Raw genomic sequence first — 22,596 nt, forward strand, 5'->3', positions numbered from 1 at the left:
TCCCCAACAAGTTGGGGAGGTATATAGGGGGGGCAATTCTGGATTATTCAATGTCTGAAGATTCTCAAAGACCTTACGCTGTGTCGGTGCTGACCATGTTCCCGGAAGCTTTTCCGGGGCCGCTGGATGTATCGGTCATCGGCAATGCCCGAAAAGAATCTGGGCTTTGGACGCTGGAAACGGTGGACATTCGCGCCTTTTCGAGCGATAAGCGCGGCTTCCTTGACGACACCCCTGCGGGTGGCGGCCCCGGACAGGTGCTCAAAGCGGATGTAATCGCCAAAGCGCTTGATTCGATTGATGTTTCCAATCGACCGCTCATTTACATGAGTGCCCGTGGCAAACCACTGACGCAAGGTCGGGTTCGCGAATGGTCTAAGGCCCAAGGCCTTATTGTCCTGTGCGGGCGGTTCGAAGGGGTGGATCAGCGAGTGCTCGATGCCCGCGGGTTCGAAGAAATCAGCGTTGGCGATGCCGTCCTTGCGGGCGGAGAGTCGGCGGCGATGGTGACAATTGAGGCGACGTTGCGGCTTATTCCGGGGGTTCTCGGCGCATCGGCCAGCCTTGATAACGAAAGCTTTGAGGATGGTCTCCTTGAACACCCGCAGTATACAAGACCGCGGACGTTTGAGGGCCTCGACATCCCCGAAGTGCTGTTAAGCGGCGACCATAAAAAGGCGGCGCTCTGGCGGCAACAGATGCGAGAGGCAACCACGAAAGAACGACGTCCCGATCTGTGGGCGGCGCATCTTTCCAAATCACAGGCAAAAGGCGATTAAGCCTCAACAGTGTGCCCACCGGCACCTACAATATTGGAGACTATGATGAACCTGCTTCAAAAGCTCGAAGCCGAAGAATGTGCCAAGCTGCGCGCCGGCAAATCCTTTCCTGAATTCCAGCCGGGCGACACCGTCCGCGTCAGCGTCAAGATCAAGGAAGGCGACCGTGAACGCGTCCAGGCCTACGAAGGCGTTTGCATCGCGCGCGCCGGTTCCGGCATCAATGAAAATTTCACCGTCCGTAAGATCAGCTTCGGCGAAGGCGTAGAGCGCGTATTCCCGCTGCTGTCACCAATGATCGACGGTATCGAAGTCAAGCGTCGCGGTGTCGTCCGTCGCGCCAAGCTCTACTACCTGCGTGACCGCCGTGGTAAGTCGGCCCGTATCGTCGAGCGTTCGCAAAACTCGACTCGCGGCTCCAAGGGTGCTGAACTGCGCGCCCAGATGGCCAGCAAGAGCGAGGCTTCCGAAGGTTAATCGAAACCTTATACGAAAACCATTAAACCCCTTTGTGACCTCACAAAGGGGTTTTTTGTGGCTTTTTTTGACGCGCATCTTATCCAAAAACCGCTTAACACTTTTTGGGATGCGCTCTAAACTAGCCTGAATATAAAAGCAGCAGGTGGTTATATGAAACGCTCAAACTGGATGATGGGCATTGCCCTAAGTGTGATGGCGGTGACGGCGGCGTGTAATAAACCCGCGACCTCACAAAATGCGGCACCTGCTGCGGCGGTCACTGAATCCTTTGAGGTCGTAACCTTCGCCGAAGGGCTGGAGCAGCCGTGGGGCATGGCCTTCCTGCCGGATGGGCGTCTGCTGGTGACCGAGAAAGCCGGGCGGCTACAGGTCATTTCCAAGGACGGCAAACCTAAGCTGGTCAGCGGTACGCCTGCGGTAGCTGACGCGGGACAGGGTGGGCTTTTGGGCGTGGCGGTCGATCCGGACTTTGCCAAAAACCAATATATCTATCTGTCGTTTTCCGAACCCGGTGAAGGGGGCGTTGCGGGCACGTCCGTGGCGCGCGCTAAATTTTCCGGGCAAGCCCTGACCGACCTCAAGGTCATCTGGCAGCAAATCCCAAAGGTCAAAAGCAACAATCACTGGGGGTCGCGCATTGTATTTGCGCCCGATGGCAAGCTGTTTATCACGACCGGCGACCGGGCATCTTACCGAGAAAAGGCGCAGGATCTGACCTATACCTTCGGCAAGGTCATCCGCATCAACAGCGACGGCACCATCCCGCAGGACAACCCGTTTGTGGGCCGCAGCGATGCCAAGCCGGAAATTTGGTCATACGGTCACCGCAATATGCAAGGGGCGGCGATCAATCCGGCGACGGGCGAGCTGTGGACCAATGAGCACGGCGCGCAGGGCGGCGATGAAATCAACGCGCCCGAAGCCGGTAAAAACTATGGCTGGCCGGTCATTACCTTGGGTGTCGATTACAGCGGTGCCAAGATCGGTGAAGGTAAGGCCAAGGACGGCATGGAACAGCCGCTGCATTACTGGAACCCGTCGATCGCCCCATCGGGCATGTTGTTCTACACCGGCGACGCCTTCCCCTCATGGAAGGGCGATCTGTTTATCGGCGCACTGAAATTTCAGTATTTAAGCCATCTAAAGCTCGACGGCACTAAGGTCGTGTCGGAAACCAAGCTGCTGGAAGACAAAGCCGAGCGTATCCGCGACGTTATTCAGGGGCCGGATGGTCTGATCTATGTCGCCTATGACAGTGTCGATGGCCGGATCGTGCGCTTACAGCCGAAGTAGTGGGGTCACAGACCCCACGCCCCGTTATTAAACCAATGCGGCGCTACTCACGATTTACCTATATGGTTTTGAGGGACACGGGGACCAATCATAAAAATGTGCCTATGCTTTCCTGTTTTTCAAATTCCAAATACCATGTATGATGCCTATCAACGCCGCTAATGGATACAAAAAGGGCAGATGAAAAGACCATTGCTGCTCAAAGATTGAAGCAACGGCATCGCCAATCAGAGGGAGAAGCATCAGCCGAAAAGGCTGGCTTGCGGCCTCAATTTTTGGATTATTAAACCAAGCCATTTCTCACCCCTAAATTAATCATCACTGCCAATGGGTCAGTTTGGAGGTACCTTCAAGGGCAGGGATCGTAAAGCGTACGCTTCTACTGTACCGTGGTGACTTCCGGGGCGCCGGGACCATAGTCGCCGGTAGCTTGGGGCTCGGCTGAGGCGCTGTAGGCTTCGGGCGCGATGATGACCGCCTCGGCTGCCTCAGATGATGCGGGTGCGGGGGACACGGTCTCACCTAAGCTGCCCGCCGGAGCTTTTTCAGGTGCACCCAAATCCTCGCGCACGAAATGATACATCTTTTCGTCCGAGCAGGCGCAGACCTTAAGCTTATTGTCCTTATCGCGCCACATAACGATCGGATAGCGCACTTCGACGCCATTGGCCCGCAACAGAGGCTCAAGCTGATCCTTGAAATCGCGGCTGGCCTGCACGACCGCAGAGCGCGCCAAGTCACCATCAGCGGGACGGATGCCGGGCGCGGCCCAGGCCTTAACCGGCGTGGTGCGCCAGGCTTCATACAGCGACCAGTTACGGTTCAGCCATAGCTCCGCAATGGTCGAGCGCTCAGCCGGTGTTGATTTTTGCAGACCCTCGACATCAGCCGGGGCAAAGGCGATCACACGGCGGTCGACACCAATGGCCGCGAATTTCGGAAACTCCTGATCCTCATAGGTGCTGCATTCCTTGCAGTCGCGGAAGGTGATCACATAAAGCGGCGGGCCTTCGGTGCCGGAGGCGACATAGCCTGCCGAATCCAGCAGCTTTTGGATGGCGGCCTGTTCTTTTTCGACCGTGATGGGCTTATAGCGCTCAAAATAGTTCCAGTAGGCCCACCAGCCGACCCCTACGACCGTCGATACGATCAGAAGCGTTAAAGCCGCCCACAGAAAAAACTTACGCATGAAAACCCCCGAAACCCCTGCTGCGACGCAGCCATATTAACCATGATACACTGTTATCACGGCGTTTGTTAAGGGTCAGGACAGATTATATAAACCGATCAGGGCAAATACCACACACACCACCATGATGGCCCACAGGGTCAGGTAAGGTTTCAACGCCTTGGGATGGCGCTTATCCTCATTAAGTTTGGCCTCATTTGGCTTGGTCATACTTACCCCATTTGCGGCATGATGTAGGAGGTTTCGCCGTCCCCTGCCTGATGTTGCGGCCAGCGGGCGGTGACGGTTTTAACCTGGGTGTAAAACCTGACGCCCTCCATACCATGTTGATTCATATCGCCAAAGGCCGAACGCTTCCAGCCGCCAAAGGAATGATAGGCAACCGGCACGGGAATGGGCACATTGATGCCGACCATACCGACCTGAACCGACAGGGCAAAATCACGCGCGGCCCGGCCTTCGCGGGTGAAGATAGCGACGCCATTGCCATAAGGGTGGTCGGACGCCAGCGTAACGGCTTCCTCCAGACTCTCAGCACGCACAATTTGCAGGACGGGGCCGAAGATTTCCTCCTGATAAGTTTTCATGTGCGGCTTAACATGATCAAACAGCACCGGCCCAATGAAGAAGCCGTTTTCATAGCCCGCGACGGTGATATGGCGATTATCGACCACGATTTCCGCGCCTTCACGCACCCCCAGATCGACATAGTCCGAGACGCGCTGTTTGTGCGCTGCCGACACCACCGGGCCATAGTGGGCGGATGGGTCAGTGCTTGCGCCCACCTTAAGGGTCTTGATCTCGGCGATCAGCTTTTCGCGCAAACGCTCGGCGGTCTTGTCACCGACGGCTACCACAACCGGCAGGGCCATGCAGCGTTCTCCGGCTGAGCCATAGGCGGCACCCATAATGTCTTTAACCGCCTGATCAAGGTCAGCATCGGGCATGATGATGCCGTGGTTTTTGGCCCCGCCCATGGCCTGCACCCGCTTACCTGTGTCGGCGCACATCCTATAGACGCTGTGGGCGATGTCGGATGAGCCGACAAAGCTGACCGCGCGAATGGCCGGATGGGCGCAGATGGCCTCGACCATGTCCTTGTCACCGTGGACGACATTGAGCACGCCTTTGGGTGCCCCCGCCTCCAACAGCAGTTCTGCCAGACGGTTGGGCGCGGACGGGTCTTTTTCCGATGGCTTAAGGATAAAGCAGTTGCCGGTGGCAATCGCCGGCCCAAACATCCACATCGGGATCATGGCCGGGAAGTTGAACGGGGTAATACCAGCCACCACGCCTAGCGGCTGACGAATCGACCAGACGTCGATATCGGGCCCCGCCCCATAGGTGAACTCACCCTTGAGCGCATGTGGGATGCCGCAACAAAATTCAATGACCTCAAGCCCGCGCTGAATGTCGCCCTTGGCGTCGCTGATGACCTTACCGTGTTCATGGGCAATCAGTTCGGCCAGTTCATCCATGTGGGCCTCTAACAGGGCCTTGAAATTGAACATGACCCGTGCGCGCCGCTGAGGGTTCAGCCGCGACCAGTCCTTAAAGGCTGCCTGAGACGATGCCACCGCGGCCTCCAGGTCAGCGGCATCACCAAGCTGAACCTGCGCGTTTTGCGTGCCCAAAGACGGGTTAAACACCGGCCCCATGCGCTGATCGGGACAGAGGCGATACGCGCCGTCGATAAAGTGGGCAATGGTTTTCATGACGGCCTCCTGTGCATTGTGATCACAGTCTATACCCAAAGATTTGACCTTGCCAAGCAGGTGCATTTGGGCAACATCTGCCCCATGCACGACCTTACTGTTGATAGCCTATCCGTGGCCAAAACCGCTAACCCGTCCGGCCTGCATATTGTTGATGTGCTGATCCATGAGCGGGCGCCGCGTTTGGTCGCATCGCCCCTGTGGCCGGTGGTGCGACCCGCTCTTTACAACATTCTGGGTTACGGCGCAGCGGTGCGCATGGCCGATGCGATAGCGCCTCTGTCCGGTCAGGCCGCCCTAGATCATGTATCAAATCTGCTGTCGCTTAAAGTCGTGATGCAAAACCTTGAGCGCGTGCCGGCTTCCGGCCGGTGTATAGTGGTGTGCAATCACCCGACCGGTATAGCGGACGGCGTGGTGGTCTATGATGCCCTGAAAACGCGCCGCGACGACCTGATCTTTTTTGCCAATGCTGATGCTTTGCGCGTCAGCCCGCGCCTTGGTGAGGTTCTGATCCCGGTCGAGTGGGTTGAGGCCAAGCGCACCCGTGAAAAGACCCGCGCCACCCTGATGGCGGCTAAGGCGGCCTTTGAGGCAGAGCGGTGCGTGGTGCTGTTTCCGGCGGGTCGGCTGGCGCGAAAGCGGGGCGGTGTGTTGCGCGATCCGGACTGGGCGACCACGGCGGTGTCGCTGGTACAGAAATATCAGGCCCCTATGGTGCCGGTGCATGTGGCTGGCCCCAATTCCGTGTGGTTCCATAGTTTTGATAAGATTTCCAAAGAGTTGCGCGATGTGACCCTTTTTTTGGAGCTGCTCAATAAGGCCGGTAAGCGCTTTGACCTGACGGTCGGGCCGGTGATTACACCTGACGAACTCACCGGAGAGGTATCGGTGGTATGTGCGGCGGTGAAGGATTATGTGGAAACGCAGCTTTGTCATGGTGACGCTGCCTTTACGGAGGTTGGGCCATGATGCCGGAAACGGTATGGCTAAAGGATGCGGCAGCGACTGAAAGCTTAGGCGCGCGGGTCGGCCAAACCCTGAAAACGGGCGATATTATCTACCTGACCGGTGATCTGGGGGCCGGGAAATCCTGCCTGGCGCGTGGATTGATCCGTACACGGACAAGTTCTGATCAGGATGTGCCCTCGCCGACCTTTACCCTCGTGCAGACCTATGAGGCTGAGGGCGTAGATATCGCCCATTTTGATCTTTACCGCCTGACTGATCCCGAAGAGGTTCATGAGATCGGCCTGTTTGAACTGGCGGAGGATCATGCCTGCCTGATTGAGTGGCCGCAGCGACTGGGCCATCTGAGCTTTGAAGATTATCTGGAAATCCGCCTCGAAGCGGGTCAGGATGAGCACGGACATCAGGGACGTATCGCCACCCTGACCCCGCATGGCCACTATAGATAAGAGACCGATGAGCCCTGACCGAGAGACGCAAAAAACCGCTTTTCTTAAGGCGCACGGCCTTGAGGGCATGGCGCGCCAGCCCTTACCGGGGGATGCGTCGACGCGCCGTTATGAGCGGTTGAGCGAGGGTGGCCGTAGTCTGATGCTAATGGATCAGGCACCGTCGCCGGAGTTGATCCCGTGTCCGCCACTGGCTGATTATGCTGAGCGCAAACGGTTAGGCTATTTCGCCATGACGCGGTTGTCAGCGGGCCGGATCGAGGCGTTTGCGGCCTGCGCTGACTATTTACGCAGCCAAAGCCTGTCGGCGCCGGAAATTGTGGCCTTTGATGCGCAGGCCGGATTTCTAGTGTCCGAAGATCTGGGCGACGGCCTGTTTGCCCGGCTGATCGAGCAGGGCGAGGACGAAATGAGCCTCTATCTGTCAGCGGTTGAGGCGCTGGCGGTGCTGCACCAAGCCCCGCCGCCTGAGACCCTGCCGGGTGGGTGGCCACTGTTGGTTTATGATGATCTGGCGCTGAAAACCGGAGCCGATCTGTTTGTCGAATGGTATCCAAAATATGATCCGTCTCATAGCTTAAGTGATCAGGCGCGGGCCGATTGGGAGGCGGTCTGGGCACCGATCCGGGCGCGGGCTGAGGCGGGGGCGTCGGTCTTTATTCACCGCGATTTCCATGCCGAAAACCTGCTGTGGCTGCCGGATCGTGACGGCTATCGCCGCGTTGGCCTGATTGATTTTCAGGACGCCCTGAAAGGTCACCCAAGCTGGGATCTGCATTCATTGTTGCAGGATGCGCGGCGGGATGTATCACCGGAAATTGAGGCGGCGGCCTTAGAGCATTATTTCAGATTACGACCCGGCATTGATCGGGATGTGTTTATGGAGATGTATCAGGCGCTGGCGACGCTCAATGAAGCGCGCATTTTGGGCGTGTTTGCCCGCCTGATCATTCATTTCAAAAAGCCGCGTTACGAAGCTTTTATGCCGCGTATGTGGGGTCACATGTCGCGTAATCTTAAGGCTGCGCATTTGAAACCCGTGCGCAACTGGTTTGAGACTTACGGTTTCGGAGACATGCTGTCATGAACGCACCGACAACGGCTTTGATCCTGGCGGCGGGCCTCGGTACCCGTATGCGGCCGCTGACCAATGACCGTTCCAAGGCTCTGGTGGAGGTCGGCGGTAAGGCCCTGATAGACCACATGATTGATCGGCTGATCGCGGCGGGGGTTACGCGCTGTGTGGTCAATGTCCACTATTTTGCCGACCGGCTGGAGGCGCATCTCAGGGTACGCTCCGATGTCGAGATCGTTATTTCTGATGAGCGCGAAAAGCTGCTGGAGACCGGCGGTGGCTTAAAAAAAGCCCGACCCCTGTTGGGGGATGATCCCATTTTTGTCGCCAATATCGACAGTGTGTGGATTGAGGATGATGACGGCGCGGCGATGGCCGATATGGTCGCGCGCTGGGACCCTGAGCGCATGGATGCGATCCTGATGCTGGCGCAAATGCAGTGTTCCAGTGGCTTTGACGGCGCAGGAGATTTTATATTGTCCGATGACGGACGAATTGCGTTCAGAGGCGACGCGCCATCGGCCCCCTATAACTATATGGGCGTGCATATCTCCAAGCCCGATATTGCCGACCATGTGGCCGATGATGCCTTTTCTCTGTCGCCGATATGGCGCGAAAAGGCTATGGCGGGGCGTTTGTTTGGCTGCGTCATGCACGGCGACTGGATGCACGTCGGCGATCCGGTCGCGCGCGATGTCGCCGAAGCCAGACTGGCTAAGGTAGTTTAATGAGCGGACTATTTTCGTCAGAGGGCCCTCGTTGGTACTCGATCCCGTCGGGGCGGTCGTTTCTGGATGATCTGGCGCGCGGGCTTTATGACCATCTGGGATCGCTGGGCTTAAGCGAAGCGCAAATCCTGACGCCGACGCGGCGTGGGGCGCGAGCCATGGCGCGGGCCTTTTCAGAACTGGCGCACGGCGGCGCGCTTTTGCTGCCGCAGGTTCGGGCAATCGGTGATCTGGATGAGGGCGAGCCGCCGTTCGATCTTGAGTTTCTAGCGCTCGATCTGCCGCCGGCCTTAAGTTCAACCCGGCGGCGGTTTGAACTGGCGCGGCTGGTCATGGCCCACTATCGGCCCGATGGCTATGAGATGACGTCGAAGGTGGCGCTGGAATTGGCATCATCCCTCTGCGGGTTTTTTGACTCTCTGGCGCTGGAGGAGGTGGACGCCTCAGACCGGCTGGACGATCTGGTTCATCACGAAGCCGCGTCGCAATATGTGATTGATGAGTGGGCCAGGCACTGGCAGGTGTCGGCGAAATTCCTGTCGATCGTGGTGCATGAATGGCCGCGGCGGCTGAATGAATTGGGCCTGATGGACCCGTCCCAGCGGCGGGTGGCGCTGATCCGCAAGCTGGGTGAACAATGGACCCTGCGCCCACCGCAACATCCGCTGGTGCTGGCCGGATCGACCGGCACGGCGCCGTCCATGGCCGATCTGATGGGGCTGGTGGCGAACCTGCCGCAAGGGGCGGTGGTGCTGCCGGGGCTTGATTTATCACTGGATGATAAGGCGTGGCGTCAGGTTGAGGATTCCCACCCCCAGGGGGGGATGAAGCGGCTGCTGGAACGGCACGGCGTCGAGCGGGCAGGGGTAAAGACATGGCCGGCATCGGTTGAAACCGAACGCGGCCCACGGGCGCGACGCAGGCTGCTGAATGAGGCGCTCAGGCCGGCTCAGGCGACTGAGGACTGGCTGCAGCAGATTGCGATTATGAAATCTGAGGCTGACTCATCGGGATTTGATCCGTTCACAGAAGGTTTGCGGGGCTTAACTCTGATTGAGGCGCGTCAGGACGAAGATGCGGCGACGCAAATCGCGGTGTTGATGCGCGAAACGCTGGAGATACCGGATAAGATTGCCGCCCTGATCACGCCGGATATCGGTCTGGCGCGGCGGGTCAGTGCGCACCTGAGCCGTTGGGGGCTGGCCGCGGACTCGTCAGCCGGTGAGCCGTTGGCACATAGCCTGAGCGGGCGGTTTTTGCTGGATATTCTGGCGCTGTCGGTGGACCCGCTTGATCCGGTCCGGCTGTTGTCGGTGCTTAAACATCCATTCGGGCGGTATCACAATCAAGCCGATTTGATTGATCGGGTGGGTTTAAGAACCGTGCGTCCGCGTGACATGGCGGAGGTCACGGCACGGCTCGATAAATATCCGGAAGCGCAGAGCGTTTGGTTGGATTTTTCAAGCCACATAAGCGTTTGGCACGATGGGTTTGATGGTCCGCGCGCCCTGAGTGAACTGGTGCGCACCTTTGTCGCGGCGGCGGAAACTCTGACGCGGGAAGACGGTCAAGCGCTATGGCAGGGGGCGGCGGGGGCGTCAGCCTCGGCGCTATTGTCCGGCCTGATCACCGAAGGGGAAGGTTTTAACGTCACCTCAGCCGATGATTTTGCCAGCATCATAGGCCACATGATCAAGACGGAGACCCTGCGCACCGGCGGCAACACCCATCCGCGTCTGCTGATTTTGGGGGCGATCGAAGCGCGTCTGGTTAAGGCCGACCGGCTCATACTGGCGGGGCTTGAGGACGGGGTGTGGCCGCAGTCGCCGCCGCTTGACCCGTTTCTGTCCCGCCCAATGCGTAAAGCACTGGGGCTGCCGTCGCCGGAGCGTCGCACGGGACTGGCCGCCCATGATTTTGTCCAGGCGGCGTCTGCGGAAGATGTCTGGCTGATCACCCGTAAGCGCCGCGAAGGGGAGCCGCAGGTTATGTCGCGCTGGCTGTGGCGGCTGAAAACCCTGTGTCAGGGGGCGAAGGTTGAGATCACGGATGCCCCGCACATTGCCGACTGGGCCCATCAACTGTCCGAAGCGGTGGCAGATGCGCCGGATAGTCTAAAACCGGCGGCGCGGCCGGAGCCGCGTCCGCCCGCCGAAGTGCGGCCCACATCCATGAGTGTGACCGAAGTCGAAAAATTTGTGCGCGATCCCTATGCCATATACGCTGGGCGGATTTTGAATCTGAAACTGCGCGACCGTGCCAATGAGCCGTTTGAGCAAAGACGGCGCGGCAATGCCGTCCATGAGGCGGCGGAAAACTTTGTGCTGCAAGGACATCCGTTGGGTGAGGCGGGTGAGGCAGCGTTTATGGATCTGATGGAACAGGCCTTGCGCGCTGAGAATTTGACCGAAGCCGAGATTGCGCTGCAACGGCCATTGTTTGGTGACTGGGCGCGGCACTTTGTGAGTTTTGAAACTGAGCGCCGCGCCGGTAAACCGCGCTTCATTATCGAAAAAGAGGGCGCTTATAATTTTGAAACCGCGCGCGGTAAGTTCACCCTTAAGGCCCGCGCCGACCGGATCGAAGTGCGTGAGCACGGCATCGATATTCTCGATTTCAAGACCGGTCAGCCGCCATCCGCGAAGGAGGCGGTGGCGGGCTTTTTCCCGCAATTGACCCTGACGGCGGCGATTGTGAAATATGGCACTTTTGACGGGACGGGCCATGATAAGCCCATTGGCGACCTGCTCTATGTGCGCCTGTCGCCGGACGGGGCCAAGCTGAAACCGGTGGCGGAAAAAGGCGTTAGCTCGGACGAACTGGCCAATCAGGCGCTAGATAAATTCAAGGCTCGCATCGACGCTTACGGCAAGACGTCACAGCCCTACCGGTCGTGGGTCGCGCCGAAATACCTTAAGAAAAAAGGCGACTACGATCAGTTGGCCCGGCTTTATGAGTGGCATATTATGGGTGATGAGGATGCGTCGCCTGAGCCCGCTTCGGAGGGCGAAGAATGACCCCGCAAAATGTCGCCGCTGATCCGTCCGCCCATGTCTTTGTCACCGCCAATGCCGGGTCGGGTAAGACCTCGACCTTGGTGAACCGGGTGGCGCGCTTATTGCTGCGCGGAGCACGGCCTGAGCATATATTATGCGTCACCTACACCAAGGCGGCGGCGGCGGAAATGCAGGGGCGGCTGTTCGCGCAACTGGGCGGTTGGGCGGTTATGGCGGACGAGGAACTGTCGCAGCAACTGGCCAAAATCGGTGAGGACATCAGCCCGGAAAACTTGACCCGCGCAAGGACTTTGTTTGCAGGCGCGCTGGAGACGCCGGGCGGTTTGAAAATTCAGACTATCCATGGATTTTGTGAAAAATTGCTGCGCCGGTTTCCGCTGGAAGCGGGGCTGTCACCATCGTTCAAAATCCTTGATGACCTGGAGGCTAAGGCGCTTAAAGAACGGGCGCAAGAGCAGTTACTGACTCTTCATGATGATCAGGGGGTACATGGCGATATCAGTAGCCGAGACCGCCTTATCCGTACACTCAGGATTAATAATTTCGAAAAATTGCTGCGCCAGTTTTCGATGCAGCATGAAGATATAACCGAACAATTCGAGGAACTTAAACTAAAGGCAGAGTCTGAGGGTTCAAACTGGATTCAATTTATTTACCAATCACTTGGATTTGATCAGGTAGTCACGCCAGAGCAGATCGAGCGCAATTATCTGCGTGGCCTTAACTGGGAAGTTATCGCTGCGCTGACACGATCTGTTGCCAGCGTGAATGACGCAACAAACCAGAAAATCAGTTCAGCCTTGTTGTCATTTTGCGAAGCAAATCTCAGGGGGGAAGAATTTAACGCGACGGGTTTTGCGGCTATCTTTCTTAAAAAAGATGGCGACATAAACAGTCGTATTTATACGCAAAAGACGCTGGCTTCTGATCGTGAGACAATCGACAAACTGGCACAGAACGCCTTCACATTTAATGCGCAGCATAATGCAGCAAAAATTGCCTTTACGACTTTTGATGTCTTGCGGCTGTTCATGGATTTCAGCGCGATTTACCGCACGCTGAAACGCCGGTCGGGGGCGCTCGATTTTCAGGATCTGATCGTCCAGACGCGCCGGTTACTACACCAGACCGATATGTCGTCCTGGGTACTCTATAAGCTCGACGGCGGGCTGGAGCACATACTGGTCGATGAGGCGCAGGATACGTCTGAGGATCAGTGGGCGATCGTCAAGGCCCTGACGTCCGAGTTTTTTGCCGGTGAGGGAGCCAGCCTTAAACTGACCAAAGCCGTGCGGACGGTCTTTGCGGTCGGTGATGAAAAGCAATCGATCTATGGCTTTCAGGGCGCACGACCGGATAAGTTTCTTGAGACGCGGCAATATTACGATATGGCCGCCGTCAGTGCTGGTCAGGTGCTCAAAGTCCCGGAATTGGTCCACAGTTTCCGCTCCCTGCCGCAGGTCTTGGGGTTTGTCGATGCGATCTATGACGGCGACCCGGATCTGTCCTACGCCCTGACCTTCACCAGCAATGTGGTGAGGCACGCAGCCGTGCGTAATGACATTGGCTGCATCGAATTGTGGCCTCTGGTTATGCCGATTGAGACGGATGATACTGAGGACGATGGCACCGAAGTCGATCCGGTCGATAAAACCGGAGCGACGCCAGCCAAGCGGCTGGCTCAGCAACTGGCGTTTCATATCAAATCCGAAATCTCCGCTGGCCGTGGGATTATGGTCAAGGATAAATGGCGGGCCATGCACGCCGGTGATGTGCTGATACTGGTGCGCAAACGCGATGCTCTGTTTGAAAATATCATCCGCGAACTGAAACAACAGGGTGTGCCGGTATCCGGCGCCGATCGGTTGAAACTGTCCGAGCATATTGCCTTTCAGGACCTGCGTACGCTGATGCGCTTTGCGATGCAGCCCGGTGATGATCTGTCGCTGGCGTGCGTATTGCGCTCCCCGTTGTGCGACCTGAGCGAACAGGATTTGTACGATCTGTCGCAAGGTCGATCAGGTTCATTGTGGGGTGCGCTTTTACAAAAACCGTCCGACGACGGGCGGTTTGATGATGCCCGCAGTTTAATGCAGTGGGTTCTGGCCGAAGCGCCCCGTCGGGCCGCGTTCGATTTTCTGGCGCGGCTGCTGAACCGGCGTGACGGTAACGGCCTGACCATGCGGCAACGCTTTCTGAGCCGGCTGGGGCCTGAGTGTGAGGACGTGCTGGATGAGACCCTGGCGCTGGCGCTCAAGGGCGAAGGCATTGACGATATCGGCGTCGAAGCGTTTCTAAACCTGTGTGAATTCAATGCTTCCGACATCAAGCGCGAGCAGGAAGAGGGCGGTGAGCGCGTCCGCGTTATGACCGTGCACGGCTCAAAGGGTCTTGAGGCGCCGTGGGTGATCATCCCCATCGGACCGAATTTCAAATCGAGCCGCAATGATGATCTGCTGCTGATGGATGACGATGGCGGCCTGTTTGTCGATGTCAAACCGGAGCGCGGCAAGGTCGACGCGATTGTCCGCTTCAAAGACGCCAAGGCCGAAAAGGATGAGCAGGAAGCCTTGCGGCTGTTCTATGTGGCCCTGACTCGGGCGCGCGATCGGCTGACGGTGTGCGGCTATCAGGGCAAACGGGCAGGCACCGGCCGGTCATGGTACGGTCTGGCGGCGGATGCGTTTTCACGGTTGCCAGCTAGTGAGGTATCGGCGGTCGATATGGCGCTGCGGGCCGATTTTGGACTCGATGACCCGGGTCGGGCGCAGGTCATGATCTATGGCATCAGGGCTGGAACCTATGTGGCGGACGAAAAGTCCGTACGGGTGAAATCGCCTCTGCCCGCGTTTCTTACCGCGGGCGCTTACGGTGAGGATGATACGTCGGCGGTGTGGCGGGCGGTGTCGCAAATGGGCGATGACGACCGGACGGAGACTGAGCGGTCGCCGTCGCCGCTGGCTATGCAAAAGGGTTTAGGCCGGTACCGGCGCGGCAATCTGATCCATAAGCTGTTTGAAATCCTGCCGGATTTGGCGGCTGATCAGCGCGAGGCGGTGGCGGCAAAATATCTCGCCAAACAGATTGACCTTGATGACGATCAGCGGGCGGAAATTATAGGTTCGGTCATGGCGGTGCTGAATGATGACCGCTTTGCCGAAGCCTTCTCGCCCAAATCCCGTCCCGAAGTGGCTCTGGCCGGTCAGATCGGTGTCAACGCGCGTGGTGAGCCGGTCTATCTGTCGGGCCGGATCGACCGGCTGGTGGTCAGTGAGGATCGCGTCTGGGTAATTGATTATAAATCAAATCGCCCAGCACCTGATCGGGCCGAAGATGCCGCCATCGACTATCAGCGTCAGATGGCCGGTTATGTCGCCCTGCTGCGGCAAATCTATCCGAAGGCGAAAGTCGAAGCGGCGCTGTTGTGGACGGATGGGCCGAAACTGACGCCGTTTTCCGATGAGTTGATCACGGTTAGGTTAGCTGAACTGTCGCGCTAATTATTCGCCATTGATTATTTCATAGCATTCACTACCTATGGGAACAGTTGGTCATCAATCGTAATTGGTTCGGTGACAATTTATTAAGTCACGCATCTGATCCGAAAGCCGCTTACACTTTTCGGGATGCGCTTTGGATAGGAAGCTGATTATGGCGACTGTGAAAATTACCGATGAGACCTTTGAGAGCGATGTCTTAAAGTCCGATAAGCCGGTTCTGGTAGATTTCTGGGCAGAATGGTGTGGCCCGTGTAAGCAGATCGCGCCGATCCTTGAGGAAGTGTCAGAGGCTTACGGCGATAAGTTGGTGGTCTCCAAGATCAATATCGAAGATTCACCTATGACGCCGTCGCGCTTTGGCGTGCGCGGTATTCCGACTATGATGCTGTTCAAGGACGGTCAGATGACCTCGATGAAGGTCGGCGCCATGCCGAAGGCTAAACTTCTGGAATGGCTTGCCGAGTCTGGCGTCGCTTAAGGCTTAGTTGTTAGATGGGCCAAGTCTCTTCAGAGAGAGCCAGCACATCGCCCGCCAGATAGAGTGAGCCGCAGATCAGGATGCGCACCGGCGCATCGGTTTGCAAGGTTTTAACGGCTTCTAAGGGGCTTATCGCGGTCGTCGCGGTAAGCCCTTTGCTTTGGGCGGCGGCGGCCAGTGTCGCCGGATCGGTGGCGGCCTCTGATGAGAAACCCACACACACAATTTCCAGAGACAAACCGTCAAAGGCCGCGAAAAATTCATCGGCGTCTTTGTTATTCAGCAATCCGCAGATCATTTTCAGGGGTTTGGGGTCTTTGGATCCCAAAATATCTAGGTGCGCCCGTAAAGCCTTGGCGGCATGAGGATTATGACCGCCATCCAGCCAAAGCTCAGAGGCCTTGTCCGTCAGGGCGGTATGGAGTGGCCCAGCCTTGAGCGCTTGCAACCGCCCTGGCCAGACGGCGGTTTTGAGGCCGCGATCAATGGCGTCTGATGAAAAATTAAGCGCTAACGCGGCCTTGATGGCCAATCCCGAATTATCAATCTGATGCGGGCCGGACAGGCGCGGCAGCGAGAGGTCTAACAGGGCGTCGTCATCCTGAAACACCAACCGGTCGTTTTCGCGGTAAGCGTCAAACCCTTGCCCCATGACCGACAAAGGGCTGCGGTGTTGCAGGGCTGCACGTTCAATGACAGTTTCAGCCTCTTCGGCCTGACGGGCGCTGATGACCGGACAGTTGGGTTTGATAATGCCGGCCTTTTGTTTGGCGATGGTGGTCAGGTCGTTGCCCAAAAACGCCTGATGGTCATAGTCGATCGGCGTGATGATACTCAGGCGGGGGGCCGCGATAATATTTGTGGCATCCAGTATCCCGCCGAGGCCGGTTTCCAGTAGCAACAGATCGGCGGGCCGTTCTGAAAAGGCCAGAAATGCCGCGGCAGTGGTGGCCTCGAAAAAGGTCAGGGCCTGACCGTTATTGGCGATTTCAACGCGGTTTAGGACATCGGCCAGATAGTCATTATCGATCAGGGCGCCGTTGAGGCGGATACGCTCACAAAATCTGACCAGATGGGGCGAGGTATAGACATGAACGCTTAAGCCCTCAGATTCGGCCATTGCGCGCAGGAAGGCGAGGGTCGAGCCCTTGCCATTGGTGCCCGCAACATGGACGACGGGCGGCAGTTTGTCGTGCGGATTGCCTAGCGCTGCGCAGACCCGCAGCATGCGCTCCAGGGTCAGGTCAATCCGCTTGGGGTGCAGGGCTTTGAGGCGTTCCAGGGGGGCGTCGAAGGGGAGCAATCTATCGGTCATATGGCCTTATAAAGAAAAGCCAGAACCCCCACCACCACAAACCTTACGGTTTGCGGTCCCCCTCCCCGCCACAGGCAGGGAGGTATAAGAAATAACCTTAATCATACCTCCCTAACTTGTTTGGGGAGGGGGACCGTCGAGCGTAGCGAAGAGGGTGGTGGGGGCTCTTACTTTCCTTAACCCGGTGTTTTATCGTCCAAATCGGGACGACGAACTATTTAGGCTATTAAAGGCTTAAATTTTGGAAGCAAAAACTCAAAATCTTTCTTTTGATGCATTAATCGTAAGCACCAAATGTCATGATTAAGCGTCTTGACGGAATTAATGTGTTGTTCAAATTCAGGTGGGCTGAATTTTACTTTATAAGTATTATTCACTTTGTTTTTAGTACGCTTTGCATACAGGTTTCCGTCATCATCAATTCCATTCCAAAAACCGTGAACGATGTCATGGCGGATTGGACAAAGGTAAGAGTATTTAGACTTTACAATATCAGCTTCAGTTGGGAATTCAGATATTACGGCTCCGAACAGTAAATTTGGTTGTTCAGATGTATTTTTTAAAAATTCATACCTTTGCTTATCAAATTCGGCGCCATTAAATGCGCAGATAGTTGATGTAGTAGTATATTCTAATTTGCTCCATTCCTGTACGAAAGTACCTATAAGCCAAGGAGCAGCAATCATGGACTTATGCAACTCTGACATAGGAAGTACATCTAACAGAGCTTTGATCATTCTGCTATTTTCGTGAGCGTTGAATAAATAACTTACGGGTGCAGGGTCTAAGACCCTGCCTTCCGGCGGCCGCCCATGAGCATCGACATCAGGGCGGCTAAGACAGCGGGCAGTTCGTCGCGGGGGACGACGCGGTCAACCATGCCTTTTTCAACGAGGTATTCCGAGCGCTGAAAGCCTTCGGGCAGTTTTTCGCGGATGGTGGTCTCAATCACACGTGGGCCAGCAAAGCCAATCAGCGCGCCGGGTTCCGCCAGATGCACATCACCCAACATGGCGTAGGATGCGGTCACGCCGCCGGTGGTCGGATCGGTCAGGACAACAATATAGGGCAGTTGAACGGCTTTAAGTTCCTGAATGGCCAGGGTCGTGCGCGCCAACTGCATCAGGGAAAGCGTGCCTTCCTGCATACGCGCCCCACCGGACGCGGTAAAGGCGACCATCGGGCATTTGCGGGCAACGGCGGCACGGGCCGCACAGATAAAGGCTTCACCGGCGGCGATGCCGAGCGATCCGCCCATGAAGGTAAAGTCCTGCACCAGCACGACGCAATCCACGCTCTGAACCTTGCCATAGCCGATCGCCATAGTGTCGTCTTCGCCGGTGTTTTCGCGGGCGATTTTCAGGCGTTCGGTATAGGCCTTGCCGTCGGAAAAGCTCAACGGGTCTTCAAAAACTTTTGGGGATTCGATGGTTTCCCACTGCTCGTCATCAAAGGTATAGCGCAGGCGCGTTTCGGCATTGAGGCGCATATGGCGACCATTGGGGGTGACCCACAGGGCGGCCTCCAGATCCGGGCGGTAGATCATCTCACCGGTATCGGGATCCTTGACCCACAAATTTTCCGGCGTTTCACGCTTGGACACCAGCTTTGAGACGCCCGGTGCAATCTTGGCCAGCCAACCGCCGCGTTCACGACGCTCGCCTGACTTGTCACCTGATCTGACGTTCGTAGGCAATACTCTACCCTTACCCAATTTGTCGGCAATAGCCATGTATGATGACTCCAGACGCTTATAGCCGTGCAGTATGAACAGCGTGAGCCAAAATGGCCGCCGTTTCCAGCACTTTTGTGTTAACGGGCGCTTTTTCCGGTAAAGAATTTTTGATGGCGTCGACCAGAACCGAGCCCACAACCGACCCATCGGCCACCCGCGCGATAGCGGCGGCGGCCTCTGGCGTCTTGATGCCAAAGCCCACGACGACCGGCAGATTTGAGGCTTTTTGGACGCGGGCGACGGCGTCTTTGACACTGTCGGCACTGGCAGACTTGACACCTGTGACGCCCGCGACTGAGACGTAATAGACAAACCCCTTGGTGCGTTTCACCAGTGTTTTCAGGCGGTTATCATCGGTCGTCGGGGTCGCCAGCCGGATCAGCGCCATATCGTTGGCATCCAGCGCATCAGTCAGGCCATCAGCTTCTTCGGGCGGGCAATCGACGACGATCACCCCGTCGGCACCAGCCTCAGAGGCGGTCGTGGCAAAGCGCTCATAGCCCATGTTTTCGACCGGGTTCATATAGCCCATCAGGATCAGCGGCGTGTCCTGATCCAATGCGCGGAACCGCTTAATGAGGTCAAACACATGCGCCATTTTCGTGCCGGATTTGAGCGAACGCTCAGCCGCCAACTGTATGGTCGGGCCTTCGGCCATCGGATCGGAGAACGGAAAGCCAAGTTCGATGATGTCGGCGCCCGCCGCGGGCAGACCTTTGAGCACCTCGAATGAGGCCTCAACATCGGGGTCACCGGCCATGATATAGGCCACAAACGCGGCCTTGTTGTCCGCCTTAAGCTGGGCGAAACGGGCATCAATACGGGAAATACTCATTACATACCGCTCATGGGCTGACCGATAGCGTTTGCCACCGTGAAAATGTCCTTATCGCCGCGACCGGACAGGTTAAGCACAACAATGCCGTCTTTGCCGACGTCTTTGGCGATCTCACCCACCCGCGCCAGGGCGTGCGCGCATTCAAGGGCCGGTATGATCCCTTCAAGCCGTGAGGTGAGCTGGAAAGCCTCCAATGCTTCGGTATCGGTCGTGCTGACATAACGGGCGCGGCCAATATCGAACAGGTGGGCGTGCTCCGGCCCGATGCCGGGATAGTCAAGGCCTGCGGAGATCGAATGGCCCTCAAGGATCTGGCCGTCGTCATCCTGCAGCAGATAGGTGCGGTTGCCATGCAGGACGCCCGGACGCCCGCCGGTTAAGGAGGCGGCGTGACCATTATAGACATCAAGGCCGTGCCCTGCGGCTTCGACACCGATCAGCTTGACGTTTTCATCATCAATGAACGGGTGGAACATGCCAATGGCGTTGGAGCCACCGCCAACGGCAGCAATCACCGCATCGGGCAGGCGGCCTTCCAGTTCCATGATCTGTTGCTTGGTTTCCTTACCGATCACAGTCTGGAAATCGCGCACCATCTCAGGATAGGGATGCATACCGGCGGCGGTGCCGATCATGTAATAGGTGTCGTGGACGTTGGTGACCCAGTCGCGCAGGGCTTCGTTCATGGCGTCTTTGAGCGTGCCATTGCCCGCCGTCACCGGATTAACTGTGGCTCCCAACAGGTTCATGCGGAAGACATTGGGCTTTTGACGCTCAACATCAAGAGCGCCCATATAGACGAGGCACGGTAAATCAAAGCGGGCGCAGACCGTGGCCGAGGCCACGCCATGTTGGCCCGCGCCGGTTTCCGCGATAATGCGGGTGCGGCCCATACGCTTGGCCAGCAGGATCTGGCCGATACAGTTGTTGATTTTGTGCGCGCCGGTGTGGTTCAGTTCTTCGCGCTTGAAATAGATCTTGGCGCCGCCGTAATAGTCGCTCAGGCGCTCAGCAAAATAGAGCGGGGACGGGCGGCCCACAAAGAACTTCAAAAGGCTATGATATTCGGCCCAGAAGGCTTCGTCTTTTTTTGCGTCTTCCCAGGCCTGCGTCAGTTCTAACACGAGCGGCATGAGGGTTTCGGGCACATAAAGCCCGCCGAAATCACCAAAACGCCCCTTGGCGTCCGGCAGATTATAGCTGTTGGTCAGGACAGCCGGTTCGGATAACTCAGTGGACACGGGAGACATTCCTTATGGGGTCAATCAGTTCTAAATGCCTTTTACGGCTTTAAGAAAGTTTGAGATCAGGGAGGCGTCTTTTAAGCCAGGACCGCGCTCTACACCAGAGGAAACATCTACCATCGGCGCTTTTGCGGTGGCGACAGCGTCCGCCACGTTCCACGGATCAAGCCCGCCCGCCAGAAACCATGGGGCCGAGCCTTTGTGGCCCTCCATCAGCGTCCAGTCGAACTTGGCCCCGACCCCGGCAGGCAGGCCCGCATCCGCCGGTGGTTTGGCGTCAAACAACATGTGCGCCACCAGCGGTTCATAGGCGCGTGCGGCGGCCACATCGTCCTTTGAGGATACGGTGATGGCCTTAATGAGCGGCACATTGAGGCGCGCGCGAATATCAGCGACCCGCTCTGGTGTTTCATGACCGTGCAACTGGATAAAATCCGGCTGTAGCTCACGATGAATGTGATCCAAAAGCTCATTGTCCGGGTTTACCACGACGCTGACGCGCTTTACTCTGAGTTGGTGTGTAAAGGCGTGCTGTTTTGCTTGTTCCATCAATGATCGTGCGGCATCGACGCCCAAGTGGCGCGGGCTTTTCGGGAAGTAAATGAACCCCAAAAAGCCCGCGCCATGATCTATGGCGGCCTGAGCGGCTGAAAAACTATTGATACCGCAGATTTTTGCTAAGACAGTCATGAGAAGGCCATACCGTATTTCGCGCTTATTTGCGGTGGCTTTTAAGATTAATCAAGACTTATCGCCTACTGTGAGCGGTAACACATAAAGAAAATCCGAAAACGGACATAAATTACAGGGGCATACAGGAACATGGTACAATCGGTACTTTTAAGTGATATCTCAAGCGGCAACTATCTGAAACTGGCTTTGGCACGTCCGGGTGAGCGTCCGGGGGCGTTTATGCACTATACCTGCTCAAGTCTTGATGAGTTTAACGCCGACATCACGGAGTTTTTGTCGGCCAACGGCAATCCGCGTCTGAGGGGCGCGGCCTTTTCGACATCGGGCTGGGAAACCAATGGCGTGGTGGAGCTGGTGCGTTACGGGTTTCACTTAAAACGCGGCGATATCCGTAACCTGTTGGGGATTCAGCGCCTCAATATCGTCAATAATCTGGTGGCCAAGGCGCTGGCGGTGCCGCAGCTTGAAGCCCATGAGCGCGAAAAGATTTTCGGCGGGGATGCTACACCGGATCAGCCGATTGCGGTTATCGGGCCTGAGCATGGGCTCGGTGTAGCGCTGCTGGTGCCAGACGGCATGGGCAACTGGACGGCCATGCCGTCTGAAGGCGGTCACGCCGATCTTGCCGCCACCAATGCCGAAGAGGCGGCGGTGCTGGAGCTGATGGCAAAGAAGTTCGGCCATGTATCGCGCGAGCGGGCGGTGTCGATTTCCGGGCTGGCCGAAGTGTGGCGCTGCCTGGCTATACTGGACAAGGATGATGTGCCGACCCCGGCTCCCGAAGAGATTGTGGCGCGCGCCTATGCCGACGAAGCGCGCTCAAAACGCGCCATTGGCCTCAGTCTGGGCTGGTATGCGGCGATGGCAGCAGATGCGGCCCTGATGATGGGGGCGCGCGGTGGCATTTACCTGTCGGGCGGGATCGGCGACCTTGTCGGCGACCTGTTTGATATTGAGGCGTTTGCGACCCGCTTTTACGATAAGGGCCGGGTGATCAGCTTCCTGAAAGGGATTCCGGTCTATCGCACCAAGGCCAGTGAGATGGAAATCTTAGGTCTCACGACCCTGTTCGATCCGGATTTGATGCCGGTTTAAGGCT

General features: G+C 57.1%; 21 protein-coding genes. 11 read left to right on the forward strand and 10 right to left on the reverse strand.

What is annotated here, in order from left to right:
* The first annotated feature begins 50 nt into the window (after positions 1-50).
* From trmD to OVA03_RS11755, 3 genes are all read left to right on the forward strand, one after another.
* Positions 51-779, forward strand: a complete 729-nt coding sequence (gene trmD / locus OVA03_RS11745) for a tRNA (guanosine(37)-N1)-methyltransferase TrmD (RefSeq protein ID WP_267524806.1) — start codon at positions 51-53, stop codon at positions 777-779.
* A 45-nt stretch (positions 780-824) separates the two neighbouring features.
* A complete protein-coding gene (gene rplS / locus OVA03_RS11750) occupies positions 825-1,256 on the forward strand; it encodes a 50S ribosomal protein L19 (RefSeq protein ID WP_189484828.1) in 432 nt (143 codons plus the stop codon).
* Positions 1,257-1,409: 153 nt separating this feature from the next.
* Positions 1,410-2,552, forward strand: coding sequence for a PQQ-dependent sugar dehydrogenase (locus OVA03_RS11755; RefSeq protein WP_267524808.1), 1,143 nt, complete (start codon positions 1,410-1,412; stop codon positions 2,550-2,552).
* 102 nt (positions 2,553-2,654) lie between these two features.
* Here the strand turns inward: OVA03_RS11755 and OVA03_RS11760 are convergent, their stop codons facing one another.
* The 4 genes from OVA03_RS11760 to OVA03_RS11775 form a co-directional block, all read right to left on the reverse strand.
* A complete protein-coding gene (locus OVA03_RS11760) occupies positions 2,655-2,849 on the reverse strand; it encodes a hypothetical protein (RefSeq protein ID WP_267524810.1) in 195 nt (64 codons plus the stop codon).
* Between the two features lie 82 nt (positions 2,850-2,931).
* Positions 2,932-3,741 carry a hypothetical protein gene (locus OVA03_RS11765; RefSeq protein ID WP_267524812.1) on the reverse strand — a complete coding sequence of 270 codons (810 nt, stop codon included), beginning with the start codon at positions 3,739-3,741 and terminating at the stop codon, positions 2,932-2,934.
* A 75-nt stretch (positions 3,742-3,816) separates the two neighbouring features.
* Complete coding sequence (locus OVA03_RS11770; protein ID WP_267524813.1) at positions 3,817-3,951, reverse strand: hypothetical protein; 135 nt, start codon at positions 3,949-3,951, stop codon at positions 3,817-3,819.
* 2 nt (positions 3,952-3,953) lie between these two features.
* Positions 3,954-5,456 carry a CoA-acylating methylmalonate-semialdehyde dehydrogenase gene (locus tag OVA03_RS11775; protein WP_267524815.1) on the reverse strand — a complete coding sequence of 501 codons (1,503 nt, stop codon included), beginning with the start codon at positions 5,454-5,456 and terminating at the stop codon, positions 3,954-3,956.
* Positions 5,457-5,540: 84 nt separating this feature from the next.
* Here OVA03_RS11775 and OVA03_RS11780 point away from each other — a divergent pair, with 84 nt between their 5' ends.
* The 7 genes from OVA03_RS11780 (at position 5,541) to trxA (ending at position 15,672) form a co-directional block, all read left to right on the forward strand.
* Positions 5,541-6,428: a GNAT family N-acetyltransferase gene (locus tag OVA03_RS11780; RefSeq protein WP_267527721.1), complete on the forward strand. Its 888-nt coding sequence runs from the start codon at positions 5,541-5,543 to the stop codon at positions 6,426-6,428.
* A complete protein-coding gene (tsaE, locus tag OVA03_RS11785) occupies positions 6,425-6,874 on the forward strand; it encodes a tRNA (adenosine(37)-N6)-threonylcarbamoyltransferase complex ATPase subunit type 1 TsaE (RefSeq protein ID WP_324291002.1) in 450 nt (149 codons plus the stop codon). Before OVA03_RS11780 ends, tsaE begins: the two co-directional genes overlap by 4 nt.
* Positions 6,875-6,881: 7 nt before the next feature.
* Positions 6,882-7,961: an N-acetylmuramate/N-acetylglucosamine kinase AmgK gene (gene amgK, locus OVA03_RS11790; protein ID WP_267524817.1), complete on the forward strand. Its 1,080-nt coding sequence runs from the start codon at positions 6,882-6,884 to the stop codon at positions 7,959-7,961.
* Positions 7,958-8,677: an N-acetylmuramate alpha-1-phosphate uridylyltransferase MurU gene (gene murU, locus OVA03_RS11795; protein WP_267524819.1), complete on the forward strand. Its 720-nt coding sequence runs from the start codon at positions 7,958-7,960 to the stop codon at positions 8,675-8,677. The genes amgK and murU overlap by 4 nt, the downstream gene beginning before the upstream one ends.
* Complete coding sequence (gene addB / locus OVA03_RS11800) at positions 8,677-11,694, forward strand: double-strand break repair protein AddB (protein ID WP_267524821.1); 3,018 nt, start codon at positions 8,677-8,679, stop codon at positions 11,692-11,694. Before murU ends, addB begins: the two co-directional genes overlap by 1 nt.
* Positions 11,691-15,194, forward strand: coding sequence for a double-strand break repair helicase AddA (addA, locus tag OVA03_RS11805; protein WP_267524822.1), 3,504 nt, complete (start codon positions 11,691-11,693; stop codon positions 15,192-15,194). Before addB ends, addA begins: the two co-directional genes overlap by 4 nt.
* 151 nt (positions 15,195-15,345) lie before the next feature.
* Positions 15,346-15,672 carry a thioredoxin gene (trxA, locus tag OVA03_RS11810; RefSeq protein ID WP_189484817.1) on the forward strand — a complete coding sequence of 109 codons (327 nt, stop codon included), beginning with the start codon at positions 15,346-15,348 and terminating at the stop codon, positions 15,670-15,672.
* A 10-nt stretch (positions 15,673-15,682) separates the two neighbouring features.
* On the opposite strand, the gene OVA03_RS11815 is transcribed toward trxA, so the two are convergent.
* The 6 genes from OVA03_RS11815 to OVA03_RS11840 all read right to left on the reverse strand — a co-directional run bounded on the left by OVA03_RS11815 (position 15,683) and on the right by OVA03_RS11840 (position 21,494).
* Positions 15,683-16,987: a bifunctional folylpolyglutamate synthase/dihydrofolate synthase gene (locus OVA03_RS11815; RefSeq protein WP_267524827.1), complete on the reverse strand. Its 1,305-nt coding sequence runs from the start codon at positions 16,985-16,987 to the stop codon at positions 15,683-15,685.
* A 218-nt stretch (positions 16,988-17,205) separates the two neighbouring features.
* Positions 17,206-17,724, reverse strand: coding sequence for a hypothetical protein (locus OVA03_RS11820; RefSeq protein WP_267524829.1), 519 nt, complete (start codon positions 17,722-17,724; stop codon positions 17,206-17,208).
* A 47-nt stretch (positions 17,725-17,771) separates the two neighbouring features.
* A complete protein-coding gene (locus OVA03_RS11825; RefSeq protein ID WP_267524831.1) occupies positions 17,772-18,719 on the reverse strand; it encodes an acetyl-CoA carboxylase carboxyltransferase subunit beta in 948 nt (315 codons plus the stop codon).
* A gap of 19 nt (positions 18,720-18,738) precedes the next feature.
* A complete protein-coding gene (gene trpA / locus OVA03_RS11830; protein ID WP_267524833.1) occupies positions 18,739-19,557 on the reverse strand; it encodes a tryptophan synthase subunit alpha in 819 nt (272 codons plus the stop codon).
* On the reverse strand, positions 19,557-20,810 hold the full coding sequence (trpB, locus tag OVA03_RS11835) for a tryptophan synthase subunit beta (RefSeq protein ID WP_420710425.1): 1,254 nt from the start codon (positions 20,808-20,810) through the stop codon (positions 19,557-19,559). The genes trpA and trpB overlap by 1 nt, the downstream gene beginning before the upstream one ends.
* A 21-nt stretch (positions 20,811-20,831) precedes the next feature.
* A complete protein-coding gene (locus tag OVA03_RS11840) occupies positions 20,832-21,494 on the reverse strand; it encodes a phosphoribosylanthranilate isomerase (protein ID WP_267524836.1) in 663 nt (220 codons plus the stop codon).
* A gap of 132 nt (positions 21,495-21,626) precedes the next feature.
* Here OVA03_RS11840 and OVA03_RS11845 point away from each other — a divergent pair, with 132 nt between their 5' ends.
* Entirely contained in the window at positions 21,627-22,592 is a 966-nt protein-coding gene (locus OVA03_RS11845; protein ID WP_267524838.1) for a glucokinase, read from the forward strand.
* Positions 22,593-22,596 lie beyond the last annotated feature (4 nt).

The sequence above is a fragment of the Asticcacaulis sp. SL142 genome, from assembly GCF_026625745.1.
GTDB lineage: Bacteria > Pseudomonadota > Alphaproteobacteria > Caulobacterales > Caulobacteraceae > Asticcacaulis.

Excerpts from the sequence above, each read along its gene's own strand:
- trmD (WP_267524806.1), top strand. The coding sequence starts at position 51 with ATGTCTGAAGATTCTCAAAGACCTTACGCTGTGTCGGTGCTGACCATG.
- rplS (WP_189484828.1), top strand. The coding sequence starts at position 825 with ATGAACCTGCTTCAAAAGCTCGAAGCCGAAGAATGTGCCAAGCTGCGC.
- OVA03_RS11755 (WP_267524808.1), top strand. The coding sequence starts at position 1,410 with ATGAAACGCTCAAACTGGATGATGGGCATTGCCCTAAGTGTGATGGCG.
- OVA03_RS11760 (WP_267524810.1), bottom strand. The coding sequence starts at position 2,849 with ATGGCTTGGTTTAATAATCCAAAAATTGAGGCCGCAAGCCAGCCTTTT.
- OVA03_RS11765 (WP_267524812.1), bottom strand. The coding sequence starts at position 3,741 with ATGCGTAAGTTTTTTCTGTGGGCGGCTTTAACGCTTCTGATCGTATCG.
- OVA03_RS11770 (WP_267524813.1), bottom strand. The coding sequence starts at position 3,951 with ATGACCAAGCCAAATGAGGCCAAACTTAATGAGGATAAGCGCCATCCC.
- OVA03_RS11775 (WP_267524815.1), bottom strand. The coding sequence starts at position 5,456 with ATGAAAACCATTGCCCACTTTATCGACGGCGCGTATCGCCTCTGTCCC.
- OVA03_RS11780 (WP_267527721.1), top strand. The coding sequence starts at position 5,541 with ATGCACGACCTTACTGTTGATAGCCTATCCGTGGCCAAAACCGCTAAC.
- tsaE (WP_324291002.1), top strand. The coding sequence starts at position 6,425 with ATGATGCCGGAAACGGTATGGCTAAAGGATGCGGCAGCGACTGAAAGC.
- amgK (WP_267524817.1), top strand. The coding sequence starts at position 6,882 with ATGAGCCCTGACCGAGAGACGCAAAAAACCGCTTTTCTTAAGGCGCAC.
- murU (WP_267524819.1), top strand. The coding sequence starts at position 7,958 with ATGAACGCACCGACAACGGCTTTGATCCTGGCGGCGGGCCTCGGTACC.
- addB (WP_267524821.1), top strand. The coding sequence starts at position 8,677 with ATGAGCGGACTATTTTCGTCAGAGGGCCCTCGTTGGTACTCGATCCCG.
- addA (WP_267524822.1), top strand. The coding sequence starts at position 11,691 with ATGACCCCGCAAAATGTCGCCGCTGATCCGTCCGCCCATGTCTTTGTC.
- trxA (WP_189484817.1), top strand. The coding sequence starts at position 15,346 with ATGGCGACTGTGAAAATTACCGATGAGACCTTTGAGAGCGATGTCTTA.
- OVA03_RS11815 (WP_267524827.1), bottom strand. The coding sequence starts at position 16,987 with ATGACCGATAGATTGCTCCCCTTCGACGCCCCCCTGGAACGCCTCAAA.
- OVA03_RS11820 (WP_267524829.1), bottom strand. The coding sequence starts at position 17,724 with ATGATCAAAGCTCTGTTAGATGTACTTCCTATGTCAGAGTTGCATAAG.
- OVA03_RS11825 (WP_267524831.1), bottom strand. The coding sequence starts at position 18,719 with ATGGCTATTGCCGACAAATTGGGTAAGGGTAGAGTATTGCCTACGAAC.
- trpA (WP_267524833.1), bottom strand. The coding sequence starts at position 19,557 with ATGAGTATTTCCCGTATTGATGCCCGTTTCGCCCAGCTTAAGGCGGAC.
- trpB (WP_420710425.1), bottom strand. The coding sequence starts at position 20,810 with ATGTCTCCCGTGTCCACTGAGTTATCCGAACCGGCTGTCCTGACCAAC.
- OVA03_RS11840 (WP_267524836.1), bottom strand. The coding sequence starts at position 21,494 with ATGACTGTCTTAGCAAAAATCTGCGGTATCAATAGTTTTTCAGCCGCT.
- OVA03_RS11845 (WP_267524838.1), top strand. The coding sequence starts at position 21,627 with ATGGTACAATCGGTACTTTTAAGTGATATCTCAAGCGGCAACTATCTG.